17 protein-coding genes, 1 tRNA gene and 2 pseudogenes are annotated in these 18,460 nt (G+C 69.2%); 7 read left to right on the forward strand and 13 right to left on the reverse strand.

All coding sequences use genetic code 11. The features are described 5' to 3' along the window. Positions 1-93: 93 nt before the first annotated feature. The 5 genes from ACGFSA_RS00770 to ACGFSA_RS00790 form a co-directional block, all read right to left on the reverse strand. Complete coding sequence (locus ACGFSA_RS00770) at positions 94-1,548, reverse strand: penicillin-binding transpeptidase domain-containing protein (protein WP_393297654.1); 1,455 nt, start codon at positions 1,546-1,548, stop codon at positions 94-96. Then, entirely contained in the window at positions 1,545-2,954 is a 1,410-nt protein-coding gene (locus tag ACGFSA_RS00775) for an FtsW/RodA/SpoVE family cell cycle protein (RefSeq protein WP_393297657.1), read from the reverse strand. Before ACGFSA_RS00775 ends, ACGFSA_RS00770 begins: the two co-directional genes overlap by 4 nt. A 23-nt stretch (positions 2,955-2,977) precedes the next feature. Next, complete coding sequence (locus ACGFSA_RS00780) at positions 2,978-4,495, reverse strand: Stp1/IreP family PP2C-type Ser/Thr phosphatase (RefSeq protein WP_393297660.1); 1,518 nt, start codon at positions 4,493-4,495, stop codon at positions 2,978-2,980. Positions 4,496-4,624: 129 nt separating this feature from the next. Beyond that, positions 4,625-5,140, reverse strand: a complete 516-nt coding sequence (locus ACGFSA_RS00785) for an FHA domain-containing protein (protein ID WP_037702017.1) — start codon at positions 5,138-5,140, stop codon at positions 4,625-4,627. Between the two features lie 10 nt (positions 5,141-5,150). Continuing rightward, on the reverse strand, positions 5,151-6,017 hold the full coding sequence (locus ACGFSA_RS00790) for an FhaA domain-containing protein (protein ID WP_393297663.1): 867 nt from the start codon (positions 6,015-6,017) through the stop codon (positions 5,151-5,153). A 317-nt stretch (positions 6,018-6,334) separates the two neighbouring features. Between ACGFSA_RS00790 and ACGFSA_RS00795 the strand changes: the two genes are divergently transcribed. The 3 genes from ACGFSA_RS00795 (at position 6,335) to ACGFSA_RS00805 (ending at position 8,971) form a co-directional block, all read left to right on the forward strand. Continuing rightward, positions 6,335-6,417, forward strand: a tRNA-Leu gene (locus ACGFSA_RS00795). Positions 6,418-6,561: 144 nt separating this feature from the next. Beyond that, positions 6,562-8,283, forward strand: coding sequence for a sensor histidine kinase (locus ACGFSA_RS00800; protein WP_393297666.1), 1,722 nt, complete (start codon positions 6,562-6,564; stop codon positions 8,281-8,283). Between the two features lie 28 nt (positions 8,284-8,311). Further along, positions 8,312-8,971, forward strand: coding sequence for a response regulator (locus ACGFSA_RS00805; RefSeq protein ID WP_393297669.1), 660 nt, complete (start codon positions 8,312-8,314; stop codon positions 8,969-8,971). A gap of 352 nt (positions 8,972-9,323) precedes the next feature. Here the strand turns inward: ACGFSA_RS00805 and ACGFSA_RS00810 are convergent. Together ACGFSA_RS00810 and ACGFSA_RS00815 are read right to left on the reverse strand one after the other, a co-directional pair. After that, a pseudogene (locus ACGFSA_RS00810) lies at positions 9,324-9,431 on the reverse strand (FMN-dependent NADH-azoreductase); the annotation flags it as partial. Positions 9,432-9,523: 92 nt separating this feature from the next. Continuing rightward, the gene (locus tag ACGFSA_RS00815; protein ID WP_393297672.1) at positions 9,524-9,991 is read right to left on the reverse strand and encodes a MarR family winged helix-turn-helix transcriptional regulator; all 468 of its coding nucleotides are present in this window, start codon (positions 9,989-9,991) and stop codon (positions 9,524-9,526) included. Positions 9,992-10,066: 75 nt separating this feature from the next. Here ACGFSA_RS00815 and ACGFSA_RS00820 point away from each other — a divergent pair. From ACGFSA_RS00820 to ACGFSA_RS00835, 4 genes and pseudogenes are all read left to right on the forward strand, one after another. Next, a pseudogene (locus ACGFSA_RS00820) lies at positions 10,067-10,366 on the forward strand (hypothetical protein); the annotation flags it as partial. A 146-nt stretch (positions 10,367-10,512) separates the two neighbouring features. Further along, a complete protein-coding gene (locus ACGFSA_RS00825; protein WP_393297675.1) occupies positions 10,513-11,964 on the forward strand; it encodes a DUF2252 domain-containing protein in 1,452 nt (483 codons plus the stop codon). A gap of 58 nt (positions 11,965-12,022) precedes the next feature. Then, the gene (locus tag ACGFSA_RS00830) at positions 12,023-12,925 is read left to right on the forward strand and encodes a hypothetical protein (protein WP_393297678.1); all 903 of its coding nucleotides are present in this window, start codon (positions 12,023-12,025) and stop codon (positions 12,923-12,925) included. Between the two features lie 46 nt (positions 12,926-12,971). Then, positions 12,972-13,316 (forward strand): rhodanese-like domain-containing protein, encoded by a 345-nt coding sequence (locus ACGFSA_RS00835; RefSeq protein WP_393297681.1) that lies wholly within the window; start codon positions 12,972-12,974, stop codon positions 13,314-13,316. A gap of 52 nt (positions 13,317-13,368) precedes the next feature. On the opposite strand, the gene ACGFSA_RS00840 is transcribed toward ACGFSA_RS00835, so the two are convergent. The 6 genes from ACGFSA_RS00840 to paaA all read right to left on the reverse strand — a co-directional run bounded on the left by ACGFSA_RS00840 (position 13,369) and on the right by paaA (position 18,403). Further along, entirely contained in the window at positions 13,369-14,556 is a 1,188-nt protein-coding gene (locus ACGFSA_RS00840; protein ID WP_393297684.1) for an acyl-CoA dehydrogenase family protein, read from the reverse strand. A gap of 187 nt (positions 14,557-14,743) precedes the next feature. Continuing rightward, a complete protein-coding gene (locus ACGFSA_RS00845) occupies positions 14,744-15,802 on the reverse strand; it encodes a 2Fe-2S iron-sulfur cluster-binding protein (RefSeq protein WP_393297686.1) in 1,059 nt (352 codons plus the stop codon). Further along, the gene (gene paaD, locus ACGFSA_RS00850; protein WP_393297689.1) at positions 15,803-16,309 is read right to left on the reverse strand and encodes a 1,2-phenylacetyl-CoA epoxidase subunit PaaD; all 507 of its coding nucleotides are present in this window, start codon (positions 16,307-16,309) and stop codon (positions 15,803-15,805) included. Further along, positions 16,303-17,004 carry a 1,2-phenylacetyl-CoA epoxidase subunit PaaC gene (paaC, locus tag ACGFSA_RS00855; protein ID WP_393297692.1) on the reverse strand — a complete coding sequence of 234 codons (702 nt, stop codon included), beginning with the start codon at positions 17,002-17,004 and terminating at the stop codon, positions 16,303-16,305. The genes paaD and paaC overlap by 7 nt, the downstream gene beginning before the upstream one ends. Beyond that, positions 17,001-17,291, reverse strand: a complete 291-nt coding sequence (paaB, locus tag ACGFSA_RS00860; protein WP_030972485.1) for a 1,2-phenylacetyl-CoA epoxidase subunit PaaB — start codon at positions 17,289-17,291, stop codon at positions 17,001-17,003. Before paaB ends, paaC begins: the two co-directional genes overlap by 4 nt. After that, on the reverse strand, positions 17,288-18,403 hold the full coding sequence (gene paaA, locus ACGFSA_RS00865; protein ID WP_393297695.1) for a 1,2-phenylacetyl-CoA epoxidase subunit PaaA: 1,116 nt from the start codon (positions 18,401-18,403) through the stop codon (positions 17,288-17,290). The genes paaB and paaA overlap by 4 nt, the downstream gene beginning before the upstream one ends. Between the last annotated feature and the right edge of the window lie 57 nt (positions 18,404-18,460).

Genomic DNA, 18,460 nt, shown 5'->3' on the forward strand with positions numbered 1-18,460 from the left:
TACCGGGCACGCGCTACCTGATCGGCCCACAGCCGTGAGCTGATATCTGACCGGTATCCCAATGTGCAGGTATGGCCCCCGATGTGATGGACGTCACCTCTTGTTGATGACCGCCTCCATCACGGCCTTGGCGATCGGAGCGGCGAGACCGCCGCCGGAGACGTCGTCCCGGTTGGCACTGCTGTCCTCGACCACCACGGCCACGGCGACGGGCGAGCCGCTGCTGGTCTTCGCGTACGAGATGAACCAGGCGTACGGCTTCTCGCTGTTGTTCAGACCGTGCTGAGCGGTACCGGTCTTGCCGCCGACAGTGACGCCGTCGATGAGGGCCTTGGTTCCCGTGCCGCTCTTGACGACGGTCTCCATCATCTGCTGGAGCTTCTGCGCGTTCTCGCCCGAGAGAGGCCGGCTGAGCTCTTCCTTCTCGTGGGTGTAGATCGGGTCGATGCTGGGTGCCTGCCGCTCGGCGACCATGTACGGCTGCATGAGCTTGCCGTCGTTGGCGACTGCGGCGGCGACCATGGCCATCTGGAGGGGGGTGGCGCGGTTGGACGCCTGGCCGATGCCGGCCATGGCGTTCTGCGGCCGGTTGTCCTTCGGGTAGATGCTGGCGTCGGCGCGGACCGGCGTGAAGATGTCCTTGTTGAAGCCGAACTTGGCGGCCTCGTCCATCATCTTCTGGTTGCCCAGGTCGTCGCTGATCTTGCCGAAGACGGTGTTGCAGGACATGCGCAGCGCTTCCCGGAGCGAGGCGTTCTCGCACGGGATGCTGCCCTCGTTCTGCAGGACGGTGGTCGACTGCGGAAGCCGGTACGGCAGCGGGGAGTTCGTCTTGCCGTCGATGTCGGTGTAGAGGCCGTTCTCCAGGGCCGCGGCGGCGGTGACGACCTTGAACGTCGAGCCGGGCGGGTAGGTCTCGCGCAATGCCCGGTTGAGCATCGGCTTGTTCTCGTCTTTCTGGAGCTTCTGCCAGGCCTTGGAGTCCTTGTCGGAGTTGCCCGCGAAGGTCGAGGGGTCGTACGAGGGGGTGCTGGCGAGGGCCAGGATGGCACCGGTCTGCGGGTCGAGCGCGGCGACGGCGCCCTTCTTGTCGCCCAGCCCCTGGAATGCGGCCTTCTGGGCGGCGGCGTTGAGGGTGGTGACGACGTTGCCGCCCTGCTTCTTCTCGCCGGTGAACATTGACAGGGTCCGGTCGAAGAAGAGCTGGTCGTCGTTGCCGGTAAGGATGCCGTCCTCAAGCTTTTCGAGCTGCGAGGCGTCGAAGGCCTGCGAGGAGTAGCCGGTGACGGGTGCCCACATGGGGCCGTTCTTCCAGGACTGCTTGTACTTGAAGTCGCTGTCTTTGGTCTCGACCGAGCTGGTCACGGGGTTGCCGTCGACGATGATGTTGCCACGCTCGTGCGCGTACCGCTCGATGCGGACGCGGCGGTTTTCGTCGCGGGTGTTCAACTCGTCGGCGCGGACGTACTGGAGGTAATTGGTCCGCACGAGCAGGGCGAGGATGAGGACACCGCAGAAGATCGCGATCCGGCGCAGGGGCTTGTTCACGGTCGGACCACCTGGGTCATCTCGGCGTCGGAGGACGGGGCCGGGGCCGGCGCGGGGCGGCGTGCGGTGTCGCTGATCCGGATCAGGATGCCGATCAAGGCCCAGTTGGCGATCACGGACGAACCACCGGCCGCGAGGAACGGCATCGTCATACCGGTCAGCGGGATGAGACCCATGACACCGCCGGCGACGACGAACACCTGGATGGCGAAGGCGCCGGAGAGGCCGATCGCGAGCAGCTTGCCGAACGGGTCGCGGGCGGCGAGGGCGGTGCGGACACCGCGCTCGACGATCAGACCGTAGATCAGCAGGACGGCCATCATTCCGGCGAGACCGAGCTCTTCACCGACGGTGGAGAGGATGAAGTCGGCGTTGGCGGCGAAGCCGATCAGGTCGGAGTTGCCCTGGCCCCAGCCGGTGCCGAGGGTGCCGCCGGAACCGAAGGACATCAGGGCCTGGGCGATCTGGTCGGAATGTTCCATGGTCTTTGCCCCGAAGGGGTCGAGCCAGGCGTCGACCCGCTGCTGGACATGCGGCTCGAACGTGGCGACGCCGACTGCGCCGGCCGCCGACATCAGCAGACCGAAGACGATCCAGCTGGTCCGCTCCGTCGCGACGTACAGCATGATCACGAACAGGCCGAAGAAGAGCAGCGACGTACCGAGGTCGGTCTCGAAGACCAGGATCAGGATCGACAGCCCCCAGATCACGAGGATCGGTCCGAGGTCACGGCCACGGGGCAGGTAGAGGCCCATGAAGCGGCGGCTGGCCAAGGCCAGGGCGTCGCGTTTCACCATCAGATAGCCGGAGAAGAAAACCGCGATGATGATCTTTGCGAACTCGCCCGGCTGGATGGAGAACGGGCCGAGGCTGATCCAGATCTTGGCGCCGTTCACCGCGGGGAAGAACATCGGCAGGATCAGCAGGACCAGTGCCACGGCCATGGAGATGTACGTGTAGCGCTGCAGGATGCGGTGGTCCTTGAGCACCATCAGTACGGCGACGAACAGGGCGACGCCGATCGCGGAGTACATCAGCTGCTTGGGCGCGTCGGGACTGAAGGCGCCGAACAGCGACTTGGCCCGCTGGATCAGCCGGGGCGACTGGTCCAGCCGCCAGATCAGCACCAGCCCCAGCCCGTTGAGCAGGGTCGCCAGTGGCAGCAGCAGCGGATCCGCGTACGGAGCGAACTTGCGCACCACGAGGTGGGCGACGCCGCCGAGCAGGATCAGGCCGAGCCCGTATCCGAGCATGCCGGAAGGCAGTGTGCCGTCCATGGCAAGGCCCACATTGGCGTACGCGAACACCGAGATGCCGATGGCGAAAGCCATCAGGCCCAGCTCGGTGTTGCGACGGCTCGGTGCGTCGATCGCGCCGATCGTGGTCGTATTGGTGACAACGCTCATGGTGCTGAAGGCCCCCTACGGCTTTACTGCTTACCGCACTGCGGGACCAGCTTCGTCTCTTCCTCCGAGAGGCTGGGGCCGGGAGTGGGAGTCGCTGTGGTCGGCTTGGTCTTGGTGGCGTTGGACGTGGTGCCGGACTCGGTGGACGTCTTCGAGAGGTCCGCGCCCGTGCCGCCGGCTTCACCCTCGCTGGTGCGGGCCTTGCTCGCGGCCTCGGCCGCGCTGCGCTGCGCGTCCTTCTTGCAGGCGGACGCCTGGGTCGAGAGCTCGCTGATCTTCTCGCGGGCGTCGGCCAGATTGCCCTCGGCGATGGTCGCCTCGACCTGCTTGCGCTGGTAGGGCGGGAGGTACTTGAGTTCGATCTCGGGGTGGTCCTTCTCGACCTTCGAGAGCGAGACCCATGCGAGGTCCTGGCTGATGCCGCGGTACAGCGCGACGTGGTCGTTCTTCGCGCCTACGAAGAACTGGTTCTGGGTCCAGCGGTAACCGCCGTACACACCACCACCGATGACGGCCAGCGCGAGCACGATGTAGAACGAACGCTTCAGCCACTTGCGGCCGCCGCCGGGCTTGACGAAGTCGTCGTCGGTGTACGCGTCGAAGGAGCCGTCCGGCATTTCGCCGTAGCCGAGGCCGTCACCGCTTCCGGGCGGGCCGAAGCCGCCCGCGGGCGGCGGGACGGGACGGCCGAGGCCGGCCGCTCGTCCGGCGGGCGTCTGCATGGCACCGCCGTCGTTCAGCTGGGCGGACTGGTTCTCGGCGACCGCGCCGACGACGACCGGGGTGTCGTTGAGCTGCCCGGCCAGGGTGTCGTTGCTGTCGACGTCGAGGACGTCGGCGACGATGCAGGTGATGTTGTCCGGGCCGCCGCCGCGCAGAGCGAGCTGGATGAGCTCCTGGATCGTCTCCTGCGGGCCCTGGTAGCTGGCGAGGGTCTCTTCCATCGTCTGGTGCGAGACGACGCCGGAGAGCCCGTCGGAGCAGATCAGATAGCGGTCGCCGACCCGTACCTCACGGATGGAGAGGTCGGGTTCGACGTGGTCGCCGCTGCCCAGCGCGCGCATCAGCAGGGAGCGCTGCGGGTGGGTGGTGGCTTCTTCCTCGGTGATGCGGCCCTCGTCGACCAGCCGCTGGACCCAGGTGTGGTCCTGCGTGATCTGGGTCAGCACGCCGTCGCGCAGCAGGTACGCGCGGGAGTCGCCGACGTGGACCAGGCCGAGGCGCTGACCGGTCCAGAGCAGAGCGGTGAGCGTGGTGCCCATGCCCTCCAGCTGGGGGTCCTCCTCGACCATCATGCGCAGCTGGTCGTTGGCCCGCTGGACCGCCGTACCGAGCGAGGTGAGGATGTCCGAGCCGGGCACGTCGTCGTCGAGCTGGACGAGCGTGGAGATCACCTCGGAGCTGGCTACCTCACCGGCCGCCTGGCCGCCCATGCCGTCGGCGATGGCGAGAAGGCGCGGACCGGCGTAGCCGGAGTCCTCGTTGCCCTCCCGGATCATGCCCTTGTGCGATCCGGCGGCGAAGCGCAGGGACAGACTCATGCGCACCTCGCCTGTCGGCTCGGGGTACAGCCGGTCTCGCGCCACACTGCCCACCCTCCGGTCGGGAGCAGGGCCGGGTCAGTTGCCCGGACCGCTGCGGCCCGCTCGCTCCGCTCGCTCATTGTCGTACTACTTCCGCAGCTCGATGACGGTCTTGCCGATCCGGATCGGCGCGCCCAGCGGAACAGGCGTCGGGGTGGTGAGGCGGGTCCGGTCGAGATACGTGCCATTGGTGGACCCGAGATCCTCGACGATCCACTGGCCGTCACGGTCGGGGTAGATCCTGGCATGCCTGCTGGACGCGTAGTCGTCGTCCAGCACGATCGTTGAATCGTGCGCCCGGCCCAGGGTGATGGTCTGTCCCTGGAGCGCCACCGTGGTGCCGGTGAGGGTGCCCTCGGAGACGACCAGCTTTGTGGGTGCCCCACGGCGCTGGCGGCCGGGCTGCTGGCGTTGCTGCGGCGGTGCCGCGGCGGTTTGGCGTGCCTGTTGCGGTCGCGTGTCGCCCGCGTTGCGGCGTGAGCCGCGCTGCGTGACGCGCGTTCCGAACAGGTCGCTGCGGATGACCTGAACGGCCACGATGACGAACAGCCACAGAACAGCCAGGAAACCTAGCCGCATGACCGTCAGGGTCAGCTCTGACATTGCCCCCGCTTCACCCTTCGGCTTGCCGGTAAACGATGGTGGTGCTGCCCACGACGATCCGCGAGCCGTCGCGGAGCGTAGCGCGGGTGGTGTGCTGCCCGTCTACCACGATGCCGTTGGTAGACCCGAGATCCTGGATCGTCGAGGGCGTTCCGGTCCGGATCTCACAGTGCCGGCGCGATACGCCGGGGTCGTCGATCCGCACGTCGGCGTCGGTGCTGCGTCCCAGCACCAGCGTCGGGCGGGAGATCTGATGGCGGGTGCCGTTGATCTCGATCCAGCGTCGTACCTGCGCGCTCGGCATGGGGCCGGGCGCGGCCGGCGGGCGCCGGTCGGCAGTGGGTGCTCCGGGACGGCCGCTGCCCGGCGGCGGGGCCGCGGGCATGGGCGGGACGGAGCTGGGGGGATAGCCGTAGCCGCCGGTGGGCTGCGGGGCGGCGGGGCGCCCGTGGCCGGGTTGTCCGGGGTGGCCCTGTGGAGCCTGCTGGCCCTGCTGCGAGGAGCTCGAAGCGAGGGTGCGGCTGCGCACGCGGTAGAGCCCGGTGTCGAGGTCCTCCGCCTTCTCCAGATGAACCTTGATCGGTCCCATGAAGGTGTAGCGCTGCTGCTTGGCGTAGTCCCGGACCAGACCGGAGAGCTCGTCGCCGAGCTGGCCGGAGTACGGGCTCAGGCGCTCGTAGTCCGGGGCGCTGAGCTCGACGATGAAGTCGTTGGGGACGACGGTCCGCTCGCGGTTCCAGATTGTTGCGTTGTTGTCGCACTCGCGCTGGAGGGCACCCGCGATCTCGACCGGCTGGACCTCGGACTTGAACACTTTGGCGAAGGTGCCGTTGACCAGACCTTCGAGACGCTGCTCGAAACGCTTCATGACTCCCATGGGGCACCTCCTCCGGTGTTCTCGTCCCTGTACTGCTTACTGATCGTATCCACGCGTCGGGAAATCGGCTGGTTCCCCTTGTCTGCCCAGTGGATGAGTGTCACCCCTCACACGGATCGTAGAGGTGACCGCTCCTCACAGTGTCCCGCACCTGCGGTGTGCTGAGGAGGAGTGGGGGTGACCGCTCCGGGTTCCCGCTTCCCGTCATCCGCCCGGCAAAACAACGGATGTGAATCCACCCTGTCCAGCGTGCTAATCTTCCGGATGTCGCCAGGCGCTCGCACCAACAGGTGAGAGAGTCTGAAAACACCACTCATGCGCGAGTGGCGGAACGGCAGACGCGCTGGCTTCAGGTGCCAGTGTCCTTCGGGACGTGGGGGTTCAAATCCCCCCTCGCGCACAAGAGAGAAGCCCCACAGGCCAACGGCCTGTGGGGCTTCTTCGTTCCCGGACGAGGTGGTCGGCGGCGGGGCGACTTTCGTCGTGCGCGGGCGCAACGAAAGAAAGGCGTCGCGTGTGCGAGGGGCTGCCTAGGGTGCGGGGCGTGTACGCGATATCGAAACTCCGGGCCGGGTGGCAGTGGTGTGCGGCTCCGGAGCTGTGGTCCCGGCGCCGGATGGCCGGGGAGGCCGTGCTGGCCGTGGTGCTCGGGCTGCTGGCCGCGGGGACGGAAGAGCTGCTGCGCGGCGGGGAACTGCGGCTGTGGGCGGTGCCGCCCATGGTCGTGGCGCTGTCGCTGCTCAGGCGCAGGCTGCCGGTGAGCGTGTTGGTGGTGACGTCTGCCCTGGCCGGGCTCTCCGGCGGATTTGCCCTGCTGCTGATGGTGGTGGCGTGGAGTTCCGGGCGCCGGATCGCCGGAGCGGGACGGGCATTGGGGGCGTTCACCGCCTCGTACGTCCTCTACGTGGGTGTGACCGTTGCGATGACGTGGTCGGGGCTGCGGCCGCTGACCCAGGTGTTGTTCACCACTCTCTACTTTTTGGCGACGACGCTCGTGCCCGGTCTCGCCAGCCGGTACTGGACGCAGCGCCGGACCCTGCTGCACGCCCTCCAGGAGCGCAATGCACAGCTGGTCCGGGAGCGGGCCATGATCGTGGGGCAGGCGCGGCTCATGGAGCGCCAGCGGATCGCTCAGGACATGCACGACAGCCTCGGTCACCAACTGGCGCTGATCTCTGTTCATACGGGGGCACTGGAGGTCGACCCGGAGCTGACGGTGCGGCAGCGCGAGGCGGTCGGTGTGCTGCGCGGTGCGTCGGTCCGTGCCATGCACGAGCTGCGGGAAGTCGTCGGGATTCTGCGGGACGACGTCGCGGGGCCCGGGCGCGGCGACGAGGACGGGCAGCGGGCGGCGCGGGGGATCGCGGGCATCGAGGAGCTGGCGGAGGCGGCGCGGGCCGCCGGCAGCGCTGTCGAGCTCCGTTGTACGGGGGAGAGCCGGGCGCTCGCGGCTGCCTCGGACCATGCGGCGTACCGCATCGTCCAGGAGGCACTGACCAATGCGTACAAGCACGCACCGGGCGCGGCCATCACGGTCGAGCTGCGCTATGAGCCGGATTCCTTCGTCGTCGAGATCGTCAGTGGTCCGCAGCGGCGCGCACAGGCCGTGGGTGGGGTGGTCAGCGGCGGGCAGGGGCTGCCCGGGCTGCACGAGCGGGCCCGGCTGGTCGGCGGCATGGTGCACACCGGGCGGACCGAGGGCGGCGGCTTCCGGGTGGCCGGCGTGCTGCCGTACGGTGCGGAGTCCATGGCCGGGGGGGTCGTGGGTACGCCGATGGTTGATGCGGAGGACGACTTCCGGCAGCAGTCACAGACGGTCCCGCAGGGGAACGCTGGTCCGGTCATGGACTGGACGGTTTCCGAGCGGGAGTTGGCGATGAGCGGCAGGACGAGGAGCACGGGCAGTGGCATCGCGCTGGGCTGCGGGATAGCGGCGGGCGCACTGGTGCTGTTGATGCTGATCGGTGGGTTCGGCCTGTATTTCTTGGTGAGAGCGGCGGACAAGGCGATGGTCGATCCGAGCCAGTACCGGGCGATCAAGATCGGGTCGGCGGAGGACGAGGTGCGGGACCAGTTGCCCGCCGGGGATACATTCATGTCGGCCGGGCTGGACGGTTCGGGGCCCGAGGAGCCGGCCGGGGCGCGGTGTCTGGTTCTGTTGTCCTCAGAGGTGGGCGACAGCTTCAGTACCGATCCGGTGTTCCGGTTCTGCTTCCGGGACGGCAGGCTGATCGAGAAGAAGTCCTATGAGGTCCCCAGTAGATGAGACGCGCAGGACGAGTGCGGGGGTACGTGTGACGGGGCAGTTAATCAGGGTCGTCATCGCTGACGACGAGCCCCTCATCCGGGCGGGGATACGGATGATCCTGACCTCGGACCGCTCCATCGAGGTTGTTGCCGAGGCGGCGAATGGGCGCGAGGCCGTGGATCAGGTCCGTGCCCATGCGGCGGACGTGGTGCTGCTCGACATCCAGATGCCGGTGATGGACGGGCTCACAGCACTGGTGGAACTGCGCACGGCGGCACCGGCGGTGCGGGTGATTGTGCTCACGACGTTCGGGGAGCGGGAGAACGTCCTGCGGGCGCTGGAGCATGGGGGCGCCGGCTTCCTGCTCAAGGACACCGCGCCGGCCGAGCTGATCCAGGCGGTTCGGGCGGCAGCGGCCGGTGATGCCTATCTCTCGCCCGGTGCCACTCGGCATGTGGTCGATCAGCTGGCCATGGGACGGGCGGCGAAGCGGGGTGAAGGGGCGCGGCGGCGGGTGGCGGAACTCAGCGGGCGGGAGCGCGAGGTACTGGCGCTGCTCGGCGAGGGGCTGTCCAACGCCGACGCGGGCAGGCGGCTGCACATGAGCGAAGCAACGGTGAAGACGTATGTGAGCCGGATCCTGGCGAAACTGGGGTGCGAGAACCGGGTGCAGGCTGCGCTGTTGTCGAGGGATGCGGGGCTGTAGGCGTGCCCTGGAGGCTCTGGAACGCTGGGCCTTGTTTCACGTGAAACGTCCGATTCGGGGCATTCCAGTAAGTCGGGGCGTTCCTGTGTGGCGGGGTGCTTGTGTGTCCCCGTACGACGACGGGCCGGGGCTCGCGGGAGTGTCCGATCCCCGCGAGCCCCGGCCGGTATTCCGTCGTGCCGCGGCTCAGAGCCTGTCGGGTGACCTTCGATCGGAGAGCGGACGCGGCGTGGTGCGTGCGATTCCAAGGCGCCGGGATGGCCTCGTAGCGGAGCTACTAGGGCATTTCGGCAACGCCGGAAGCGTGCGTGCCACGCCGTGACCGCCCGATCAGAGGTCGCCCGACAGGCTCTCAGGCGGCGAGTCGTGCGGCGAGAGCCTTGACCTTCTCCGTGGCCTCGGTGAACGCCCTGGCGCGGGAGGCCTCGGCGAGCGGGATGAGCTCGGCCATCGCGGGCTGGTGCCCGATGGAGCCCGCCCTGAAGGAGCTGGCGCTCTGGGCGCAGACGTACCTCATGGTCGACGAGGGCGGCTGCTGACGGCTTCCGGCGGTTACTGGGGCGTGCCCGTGCTCGGGGCGCTCGTCCCGCCCGACGTGTTGTAGCGCAGCAGGTACTCGGCGAACCGCGCGAGATCGTCCGCGGTCCACTCCGCGAGGCGCTGCTGGTAGGCCGCGTGACGGCTGGCCTGTGTCGAGGCAAGGGCCTGGGTTCCGGCCTCGGTGGGGTGCAGTACCTGGATCCGGTGGTCCGTGGGGTCCGGGTGGCGCTCGACCAGCCCGAGTTTCTCCAGGGTGGCGATCTGCCGGCTGACCGTCGATTTGTCGAGCATGTAGTGCGCGGCCAGATCCGTTGCGCGGCAGCCCTGCCGGTCGTCGATGTGCGACAGCAGTGTGTACGAGACCAGCGGCAGCTCCGGATGGAGGCGGGCCGCGGCGGCGCGCGCCCGGCGCGCGAACGCCGTCAGCTCACGCCCGATGACGTCCAGCGACTCTTCGCGTTCCCCGGCGGTGTCTGGCACGGTCTCACCTTCCCAAATGTTTAGTTGTATAGTGCAACGGATGGAAGAGTTGTAAAAGCCAACCATTGCAGTTCGATGTCCACGAGTCCAAGTGCCGCCGGCGGCACGACCGCCGCTGCCCTGCGCCATGTGCTGAGCCATCTCGTCACGCCCCTGCTGATGTGTATCGGGATGGGGCTTGCCTACCTAGGGGCGTTCCATGCTCCGGAACCGCACGACCTGCGGGTGGACGTGGTCGGATCGGGGCCGAGCGCGCACGTGCTCGCGCAGACGCTGCAGGACAAGGGTGACGGCGCGCTCAGCGTGCGTACCGTCCCCGACCGGGACACCGCGGTGAACCACCTAAGGGCACAGGCGAGTTACGGCGCCTACCTGTCGGCGTCTGACCAGGGCAAGGCGCTGTCCACAGGCGTTCGTTCAGGTTTTCCACAGGGGCAGACGGCTGTTGGCGGACGGCGGTACCGTCGTCGGCAGTTGATGTTGGACAGGACGTCGATCGAGGGCGGGGAAGGCTGCGCGCCATGGGTGAGTTCGAAGCGGCAGTGCCGAGGCAGCGGGTTGTGACGGATGAGCCGCGCATACCGGTCGTGCCCGGGTTCGCCCGGCGCGCGGACGCTGCGGCGGACAGCGCGCCGCAGTCGCCGAGGCGGACGGGCAGGACGCTGCGCGACCGGGTGCCCAGGACCGCGCACGATGCGCTGGCACTTCCCTCGGGCCGGCCCGACGCCGTGCAGGCGGTCGAGGAGTCGAACCGGGGCCGAGTGCCCGACCTCGCGCCCATCCGGGTGGGGCGGATGGCTGCCACACCGTTCGCGTTTCTGCGCGGTTCGGCCGGGCTGATGGCCCATGACCTGATGGGCACACCGGTGACCGGCGTGGGCGCCCAGCTCTGCGGCGATGCGCATGCGGCCAACTTCGGGCTGTACGGCGATGCGCGAGGCAGCCTGGTCATCGATCTGAACGACTTCGACGAGACCGTGTTCGGCCCGTGGGAGTGGGACCTCAAGCGGCTCGCCACCTCGCTGGTACTCGCGGGGCGTGAGGCCGGGGCGGACGAGGACACCTGTCGGCGGGGTGCGTACGACACGGTGGGTGCGTACCGGCGGACGATGCGATTGCTGGCCAGACTGCCCGCGCTCGACGCCTGGAATGCCATCGCCGACGAGGAACTCGTCTCGCACACGGACGCGCGGGATCTGGTCGGCATGCTGGAACGGGTCTCGCAGAAGGCCCGTAGGAACACCAGCGCCCGCTTCGCCGCCAAGTCCACGGAGGAGGCCGAGGGCAGCGGACGCCGCTTTGTCGACGCACCGCCGGTGCTGCGACGGGTGCCGGATGCGGAGGCCGCGGCGGTCGCGGTGGCGCTCGGCGACTATGTGGGCACGATCTCGGAGGACCGGGTGCCGCTGCTCGCCCGTTACGCGATCCATGACGTGGCGTTCCGGGTGGTCGGCACGGGGAGCGTCGGAACCCGGTCGTACGTGGTGCTGCTGCTCGATCATCGCGGCGAGCCGTTGGTCCTCCAGGTGAAGGAGGCGCGGTCCTCCGCGCTGGCGCCGTATCTGCCCGCCGTCGGTTTCGAAGTGCCCGAGGTGGCGCACGAGGGTCACCGAGTGGTGCTCGGGCAGAAGCGGATGCAGGTGGTCAGCGATATTCTGCTGGGCTGGGCGACCGTGCAGGGGCGGCCGTTCCAGGTGCGGCAATTCAGGAACCGCAAGGGGAGCGTGGACCCGGCGGCCCTGGCGGCCGACCAGGTCGACGACTACGGGCGGATGACGGGCGCACTGCTGGCGAGGGCCCATGCCCACAGTGCCGACCCGCGGCTGATCGCGGGCTACTGCGGCAAGAACGACGAGTTGGACGAGGCGGTGGCGAGTTTCGCCGTGACCTACGCGGACCGTACGGAAGCGGATCACGCGGAACTGGTGCGGGCCGTCGGTTCGGGGCGAATAGCGGCCGAGCTCGGGGTGTGAGGGGCGCTCCGCCGACCGTGTGTCCTCGGGGCGCGGGCCGGGGCCATACGCTGGACGGGTGACCCACGAAGCCGCCGGGGTGCCGACCACCCGGAATGACGATGACCGGCAGGACAACGACCGGCAGCAGGAACAGCACGAGCAGCAGGGCCCTCGGGGCGACGCCGACGCGGGCGCTGCCGCTGATGCGCGCCCCGAGGCGCGGCTGGCGAAGGCCGTGCGGGTGGCGGAGCAGGCGCTGATCGAGTTCGAGATCGCGGTGGAGACCTTCCGGGTCGAGGTGGAGAACTTCTCCCGGCTGCACCACCAGAAGCTCGGCCCGATGTACGCCCGCCTCGACGAGCTCGACGCGCAGATCGCGGAGGCCCGAGCCGCTCGGACCGGTGACCCAGAGGATCTGCGCAGGGCACAGGAGGCTCGGGCGCTCGTGATGCCGCTGCCGGGCATCGACGAGCTTTTCCACGACTGGCTCGACTCCGACGGGCTGTCCCCCGAGGCGGCGGCGATGCTGACCGAGCAGCCGGTGCGGCCGCCCAAGCGGGTCCGGCCGACCGAGGAGGCGCGCAGGCTCTACCGCGAGCTGGCACGCAGTGCCCACCCGGATCTCGCCCAGGACGAGACGGAGCGGGCGCGCCGGGACGAGTTCATCACCCGCGTCAACGCCGCCTACGGGCGTGGGGACGAGGCCCTGCTGAAGGAGCTGGCGCAGGAGTGGGCGGCGGGGCCCGTTCCACCGCAGGCGGAGCTCAGCGAGAGTGAGGAGCTCTACGCCCGGCTGAACTGGCTGACCCAGCGCAAGGAACTGTTGACGGTACTCGCCCAGGAGCTGGAGGAGGGCGCGATCGGGGCCATGCTGCGGATGGCGCCCGACGACCCGGACCGGCTGCTCGACGAGATCGCCGAACAGTTGCTGGGTGAGGTCTCGCAGCGAGAGGCGGAGCTGGCAGGTCTGGTGCAGTAGCGTTTCTGGTAAGTCCGGAGTGTACGTACGAGAGAAGGCATGACCCATGAATTTCGCCCCGCTGCCCTCGGTGGCTGTCGCGGCGGTGCCGTCGGACGGCCTCGTGCTGGACGTCCGGGAGAACGACGAATGGGCGGCGGGGCACGTCGATGGTGCCCTGCACATTCCGATGAGTGACTTCGTCGGCCGCTTCGGTGAGGTGACCGAGGCGGCGGAGGACGGCCGACGCGTACATGTGATGTGCCGGGTCGGCGGCCGGTCCGCCCAGGTCACTCAGTACCTGGTGCAGCAGGGCATCGACGCCGTGAACGTCGACGGCGGGATGCTCGCCTGGGACGGTGCCGGGCGCCCGATGGTCACGGACAACGGCAACCCGGCCTTCGTTCTCTGATCCGGCGGGGATCCTCCCGGGCTCCGGTGGGAGCCGGAGCGGGCTGGGTGACTCAGCCGAGGGGATGGGCGGCCAGCAGGTCGCCCAGTGCCTCTTCGTGCATCGCTGCGGGGCCGAGTGACAGCTCGATCTGCTTCGCCCAGGCGTGGAAGCGGTGCAGCGGGTAGTCGGTGTCCGCGCCGAAGCCGCCGTGCAGATGCTGGGCGGTCTGTACGACCCGACGGACCCCGTCCGATGCCCAGATCTTCGCCACCGCGACATCGCCCGCGACGGGCAGCGTTCCGGGCGCACCGGTGGAGATCCGCCAGGCCGCCTGCCAGAGGGTCACTTCCATGGCCCGCAGATCGATGTACCGGTCCGCGGCCTGGACGGCGACGGACTGAAACGTCGCGACGGGATATCCGAACTGCTCGCGCTTTCCGGTGTATTCACTTGTCATGGCGAGCACGGCCTCGCCGAGACCCAGCGCGAACGCGCAGGTTCCGGTGGTGAGCAGGGTGCGCAGCCACTCCCAGGCACCCGGCGTACTGATCAGCGCCCTGTCCTCGATCCGTACCGTGTCCAGCCGAACCTCGGCGAACAACTCACCGCTCGTGGAGACCTGTTCGGCGAGTGCGACGCCCTCGGCCGTGCGGCGGACCAATGCCAGCACGGCCAGGCCCTCGTCCGTGTGGGCGGGCACCGCGATCCAGTCCGCGGACTGGGCCCACGGCACCCCCGACTGCACTCCGTCGAGCACCCAGCCCGCGCTTTCGCCGTCCTCGCCGTTGGACCGGTCACGGTCCTGGCCGGCCTTTCCCGCAAGGTCCCGGCGGGCGGTGACGGCGAGTGCGGCCGGATCGTGGCCGGTGCGGCCGTTGGCCCCGACGGTGAGGACCAGCTCACCCCGGCCGACGCGGGGCAGCAGCTCGGCTGCCAGGCCGGGGTCACCGTGCTGCTGGATCGTCATCGCGACCGCGCAGGTCTCCAGCAGCGGCACCCGGGCGAGCACCTTCGCCGATTCGCGCAGGACCAGGCAGAGCGCGACCGCGTCGAGCCCGGCCCCGCCGTGTTCCGGTGCCAGCGTCAGGCTCAGCAGGTCACCTGCGGCCAGCCCCGCCCACACGGACCGGTCGATATCCTCGCCCACCGCTCCCGGAGTGAGCGCGGGGCTGGGCACTCCGTCGGGCTCGACGCCCGAGAAGACCGCCCTTGCTGCCTCGACGGCTGCCTGCTGCTCCTCGGTGAAGGTGAAGTCCACTGCACTGACCTCCCGCGAACCGCTGTGCCCGTACCCGAACCTGACGGTTCGTCAAGATAGGACAGGTTCTATGAGAAGGGAACAGGGAAGGGGCGCAGCGGTCCGGGGGACCCGGAGATCCGAGGAGGTTCGGGGAGGTTCCGAGGAGATCCAATCGAACCCGGTGGGATCCGAGTGATCCGAGGGGTCAGCGGTCGAAGTCGATTTCCACCTGCGGTGTGAGCGGATGCGACTGGCAGGCGAGCACGTAGCCCGCCCCTGTCTCTTCCGGTTCCAGCGCGAAGTTGCGGTTCATCCGGACCTCGCCCGAGACCAGGAACGCCCTGCACGTCCCGCACACCCCGCCCTTACAGGCGTACGGAGCATCGGAGCGGCTGCGCAAGACCGTTTCCAGCAGCGATTCGCCGTCCTGGACCGGCCAGTTGCCCGAGCGTCCGTCCAGTGTCGCGGTGAGCGTGCTGTGTGCGGGCGCCTCGACCCGCGTGCGGGCGGGAGCGGCTGGGCCGTCGTCGACGTGGAAGATCTCCTGGTGGATACGGGCCCGGTCGACGCCGAGGCCGTGCAGCGCACCCTCTGCCGCCCGGACCAGACCGAACGGCCCACAGAGATACCAGCCGTCCACATCTCCCACCGACAGGAGCGCGGGCAGCAGCCCGGCCAGCCGCTCCCGGTCGAGCCGGCCGGACGGGAGACCTGCCTGCTGTTCCTCACGGGAGAGCACTGTCACCAGCTGGAAGCGGTCCGGGTAGCGGTCCTTGAGGTCGGCGACCTCGTCCAGGAACATCGTCGAGGCAGCCGTCCGGTCGCTCCGGATCAGACAGAACCGGGCCTCGGGCTCACGGGCCAGCAGAGTCGACGCGATCGACAGCACCGGGGTGATGCCGCTGCCGCCGACGATCGCCGCGTAGTGACCGGCGCGGGGCGTGAGCACGAAGCGTCCCATCGGGGGCATCGCTTCGATCTGGTCGCCGACGGCGAGTTCCTTGAGGGCGTACGTGGAGAACGCACCGCCGTCGACCAGGCGGATGCCCACCTGCAGCTCGGGATCGGCTGGGGCATCGGCGGCCGGGGTGCAGATCGAGTACGAACGCCGGATCTCTTCGCCCTGGACCGTGTAGCGCACATTGAGGTGCTGCCCCGGCTTGTGGCGGAAGGTCTCGCGCAGCTCGGGGGGCACCGCGAAGGTCACGGCCACCGAGTCGTCGGTCAGCCGCTCGATCGCGCGGACCCGGAGCGGATGGAACATCTACAACTCCTTGAAGTGGTCGAACGGTTCACGGCAGCTCGCGCAGCGGCGCAGCGCCTTGCAGGCGGTGGAGGAGAACCGGCTCAGCAGCTCCGTGTCCGTGGAGCCGCAGTGCGGGCAGCGCACCGAGAGGGTGAGCGGCACCGGTCCGCCGGACCCGGCGGCGGCATCATGCGGGCGTGGGGGTGCTATGCCGAACTCGGCGAGCTTGCGCCGTCCCTCCGCGCTGATGTCGTCGGTCGACCAGGCCGGTGCGAGCACAGTGACCACAGAGACCTCCGGTATGCCGTGGTCGTGCAGCACCTGCTCGATATCGGCCGACATGGCCTCGATCGCCGGGCAGCCGGTGTACGTCGGGGTGAGGCGGACGGTGACTTTGCCCGGGGCGAGCACCTCCACTCCGCGGAGCACGCCCAGCTCCTCCAGGGTGAGCACAGGCAGCTCCGGGTCGGGCACGGACCCGGCGAGCCTGCGCACCTCCTCTTCCAGCAGCGTGCCGGTCACCACGACGCCCCCGGGTGGCTGCGGTGCAGATGCTGCATCTCGGCGAGCATCCGCCCGAAAGGTTCCGTGTGGATGCCCTGCCGTCCTGCACCGGCCGTCCAGGCCCCGGACTCCGGACCGGTCGGCACCGTCAGTGTCGCCTGCTGCAGGACGCCGGTGACGGTGGCCAGCCAGTCGGCGTGCAGCGACGGCCAGTCGATCTCCACTCCCTCGACCCGCTGGAACAGTTCACCGGTGAACCGCCACAGCGCATCCACCCCGCGCTGCATCCGCTGATGGCTTTCCTCCGTGCCGTCTCCCAACCGCAGCGTCCAGTGCGTGGCGTGGTCCTGGTGGTACGCGACCTCCTTGACGGCCTTCGCGGCCAGCCCGGCGAACGCGCCTCCGCCGGCCGCCAGTTGCTCGTACAGCCCCCGCTGGTAGACGGAGAAGTACAGCTGGCGGGCGATGGTGTGGGCGAAGTCGCCGTTGGGCTGTTCGACCAGCTGGACGTTGCGAAAGGCGCGCTCCTCGCGCAGGAACGCCAGCTCGTCCTCGTCCCCGGCGAGCGAGAGCAGCACCCGGGCCTGTCCCAGGAGGTCCAGGGCGATGTTGGCGAGGGCCACCTCCTCCTCCAGCACGGGCGCGTGGCCCGCCCACTCCCCCAGCCGGTGCGAGAGCACCAGCGCGTCGTCGCCGAGGGCGAGGGCCGCGGTCACAGGTGCTTCACCCCTTCCGGGATCTCGTAGAACGTGGGGTGCCGGTAGGGCTTGTCGCCCGCCGGCTCGAAGAACGAGTCCTTCTCGTCCGGCGAGGAGGCCGTGATCTCCGTGGATGGCACCACCCAGATGGAGACGCCCTCGGAACGGCGTGTGTACAGGTCACGGGCGTTGCGCAGGGCCATCTCGGCGTCCGGGGCGTGCAGGCTGCCCGCGTGGGTGTGGGAGAGGCCGCGCCGCGAGCGCACGAACACCTCCCAGAGCGGCCAGTCGGTCGAGCTGCTCATGCCGTCGCCTCCGCGTTCGGTGGGGTCTGCCTTTCTGTCTGGGACATTTCCGCGTGTGGTGCATCTGTGATGTGGGCCGGTGCGTGGGCGTGGCGCGTCGGCGCGGGGTGCCTGAGCGCGTACGAAGCCGCCGCGTCCCTGACCCAGGCGCCCTCTTCGTGTGCCCGGCGCCGCTGTGTGAGGCGCTGTTCGTTGCACGGGCCGTTGCCCTTCAGGACCTCCTGGAACTCCGTCCAGTCGATCGCCCCGAAGTCGTGGTGACCGAGCTCCTCGTTCCACCGGAGGTCCGGGTCCGGGAGGGTGAGCCCCAGCGCCTCGGCCTGCGGGACACAGATGTCGACGAACCGCTGCCGCAGCTCGTCGTTGGAGTGACGCTTGATCTTCCAGGTCATCGACTGCGCCGAGTGCGCCGATGCGTCGTCCGGCGGGCCGAACATCATCAGGGACGGCCACCACCAGCGGTTCACCGCATCCTGCGCCATCTCGCGCTGCTCCCGGGTTCCGCGGCCGAGGGTGAGCAGCAGCTCGTACCCCTGGCGCTGGTGGAAGGACTCCTCCTTGCAGATACGGACCATGGCCCGTGCGTACGGACCGTACGAGCAGCGGCAGAGCGGCACCTGGTTGGTGATCGCGGCGCCGTCCACCAGCCAGCCGATCGCGCCGACATCCGCCCAGGTCAGCGTGGGGTAATTGAAGATTGACGAATACCTCTGGCGGCCCGCGTGGAGCTTGTCGAGCATTTCCTCGCGGCTCGTCCCCAGCGTTTCCGCCGCGCTGTAGAGGTACAGTCCGTGTCCCGCCTCGTCCTGCACCTTGGCCATCAGGATGGCTTTGCGGCGCAGCGAGGGCGCGCGGCTGATCCAGTTGGCCTCGGGCTGCATGCCGATGATTTCGGAGTGGGCGTGCTGGGCCATTTGCCTGACCAGCGAGGCCCGGTACGCGTCCGGCATCCAGTCGCGCGGCTCGATGCGCTCGTCGGCCGCCACCGTGGCGTCGAAGGCTGCCTGCTGAGCCGCGTCCGCCCCCGCCGGCCCATCGGGCCCACCTGCTGTCGCCTGCGCGGTCCCTCGCGTCTGGCCCTGCGCTGTCTGGTCCGCAGTCACTGCCGCCATCCCGGGCTCCCTACCGACCGATCGTTCGGTTCATTGGCTTCAATGGTGAGTCGGTGG

The sequence above is a fragment of the Streptomyces sp. NPDC048496 genome (genome assembly GCF_043200055.1).
In the GTDB taxonomy this organism is placed as follows: Bacteria; Actinomycetota; Actinomycetes; order Streptomycetales; family Streptomycetaceae; genus Streptomyces.

Excerpts from the sequence above, each read along its gene's own strand:
- ACGFSA_RS00775 (WP_393297657.1), bottom strand. The coding sequence starts at position 2,954 with ATGAGCGTTGTCACCAATACGACCACGATCGGCGCGATCGACGCACCG.
- ACGFSA_RS00780 (WP_393297660.1), bottom strand. The coding sequence starts at position 4,495 with ATGAGTCTGTCCCTGCGCTTCGCCGCCGGATCGCACAAGGGCATGATC.
- ACGFSA_RS00785 (WP_037702017.1), bottom strand. The coding sequence starts at position 5,140 with ATGTCAGAGCTGACCCTGACGGTCATGCGGCTAGGTTTCCTGGCTGTT.
- ACGFSA_RS00790 (WP_393297663.1), bottom strand. The coding sequence starts at position 6,017 with ATGGGAGTCATGAAGCGTTTCGAGCAGCGTCTCGAAGGTCTGGTCAAC.
- ACGFSA_RS00825 (WP_393297675.1), top strand. The coding sequence starts at position 10,513 with ATGGGTGAGTTCGAAGCGGCAGTGCCGAGGCAGCGGGTTGTGACGGAT.
- ACGFSA_RS00835 (WP_393297681.1), top strand. The coding sequence starts at position 12,972 with ATGAATTTCGCCCCGCTGCCCTCGGTGGCTGTCGCGGCGGTGCCGTCG.
- ACGFSA_RS00845 (WP_393297686.1), bottom strand. The coding sequence starts at position 15,802 with ATGTTCCATCCGCTCCGGGTCCGCGCGATCGAGCGGCTGACCGACGAC.
- paaB (WP_030972485.1), bottom strand. The coding sequence starts at position 17,291 with ATGAGCAGCTCGACCGACTGGCCGCTCTGGGAGGTGTTCGTGCGCTCG.
- paaA (WP_393297695.1), bottom strand. The coding sequence starts at position 18,403 with ATGGCGGCAGTGACTGCGGACCAGACAGCGCAGGGCCAGACGCGAGGG.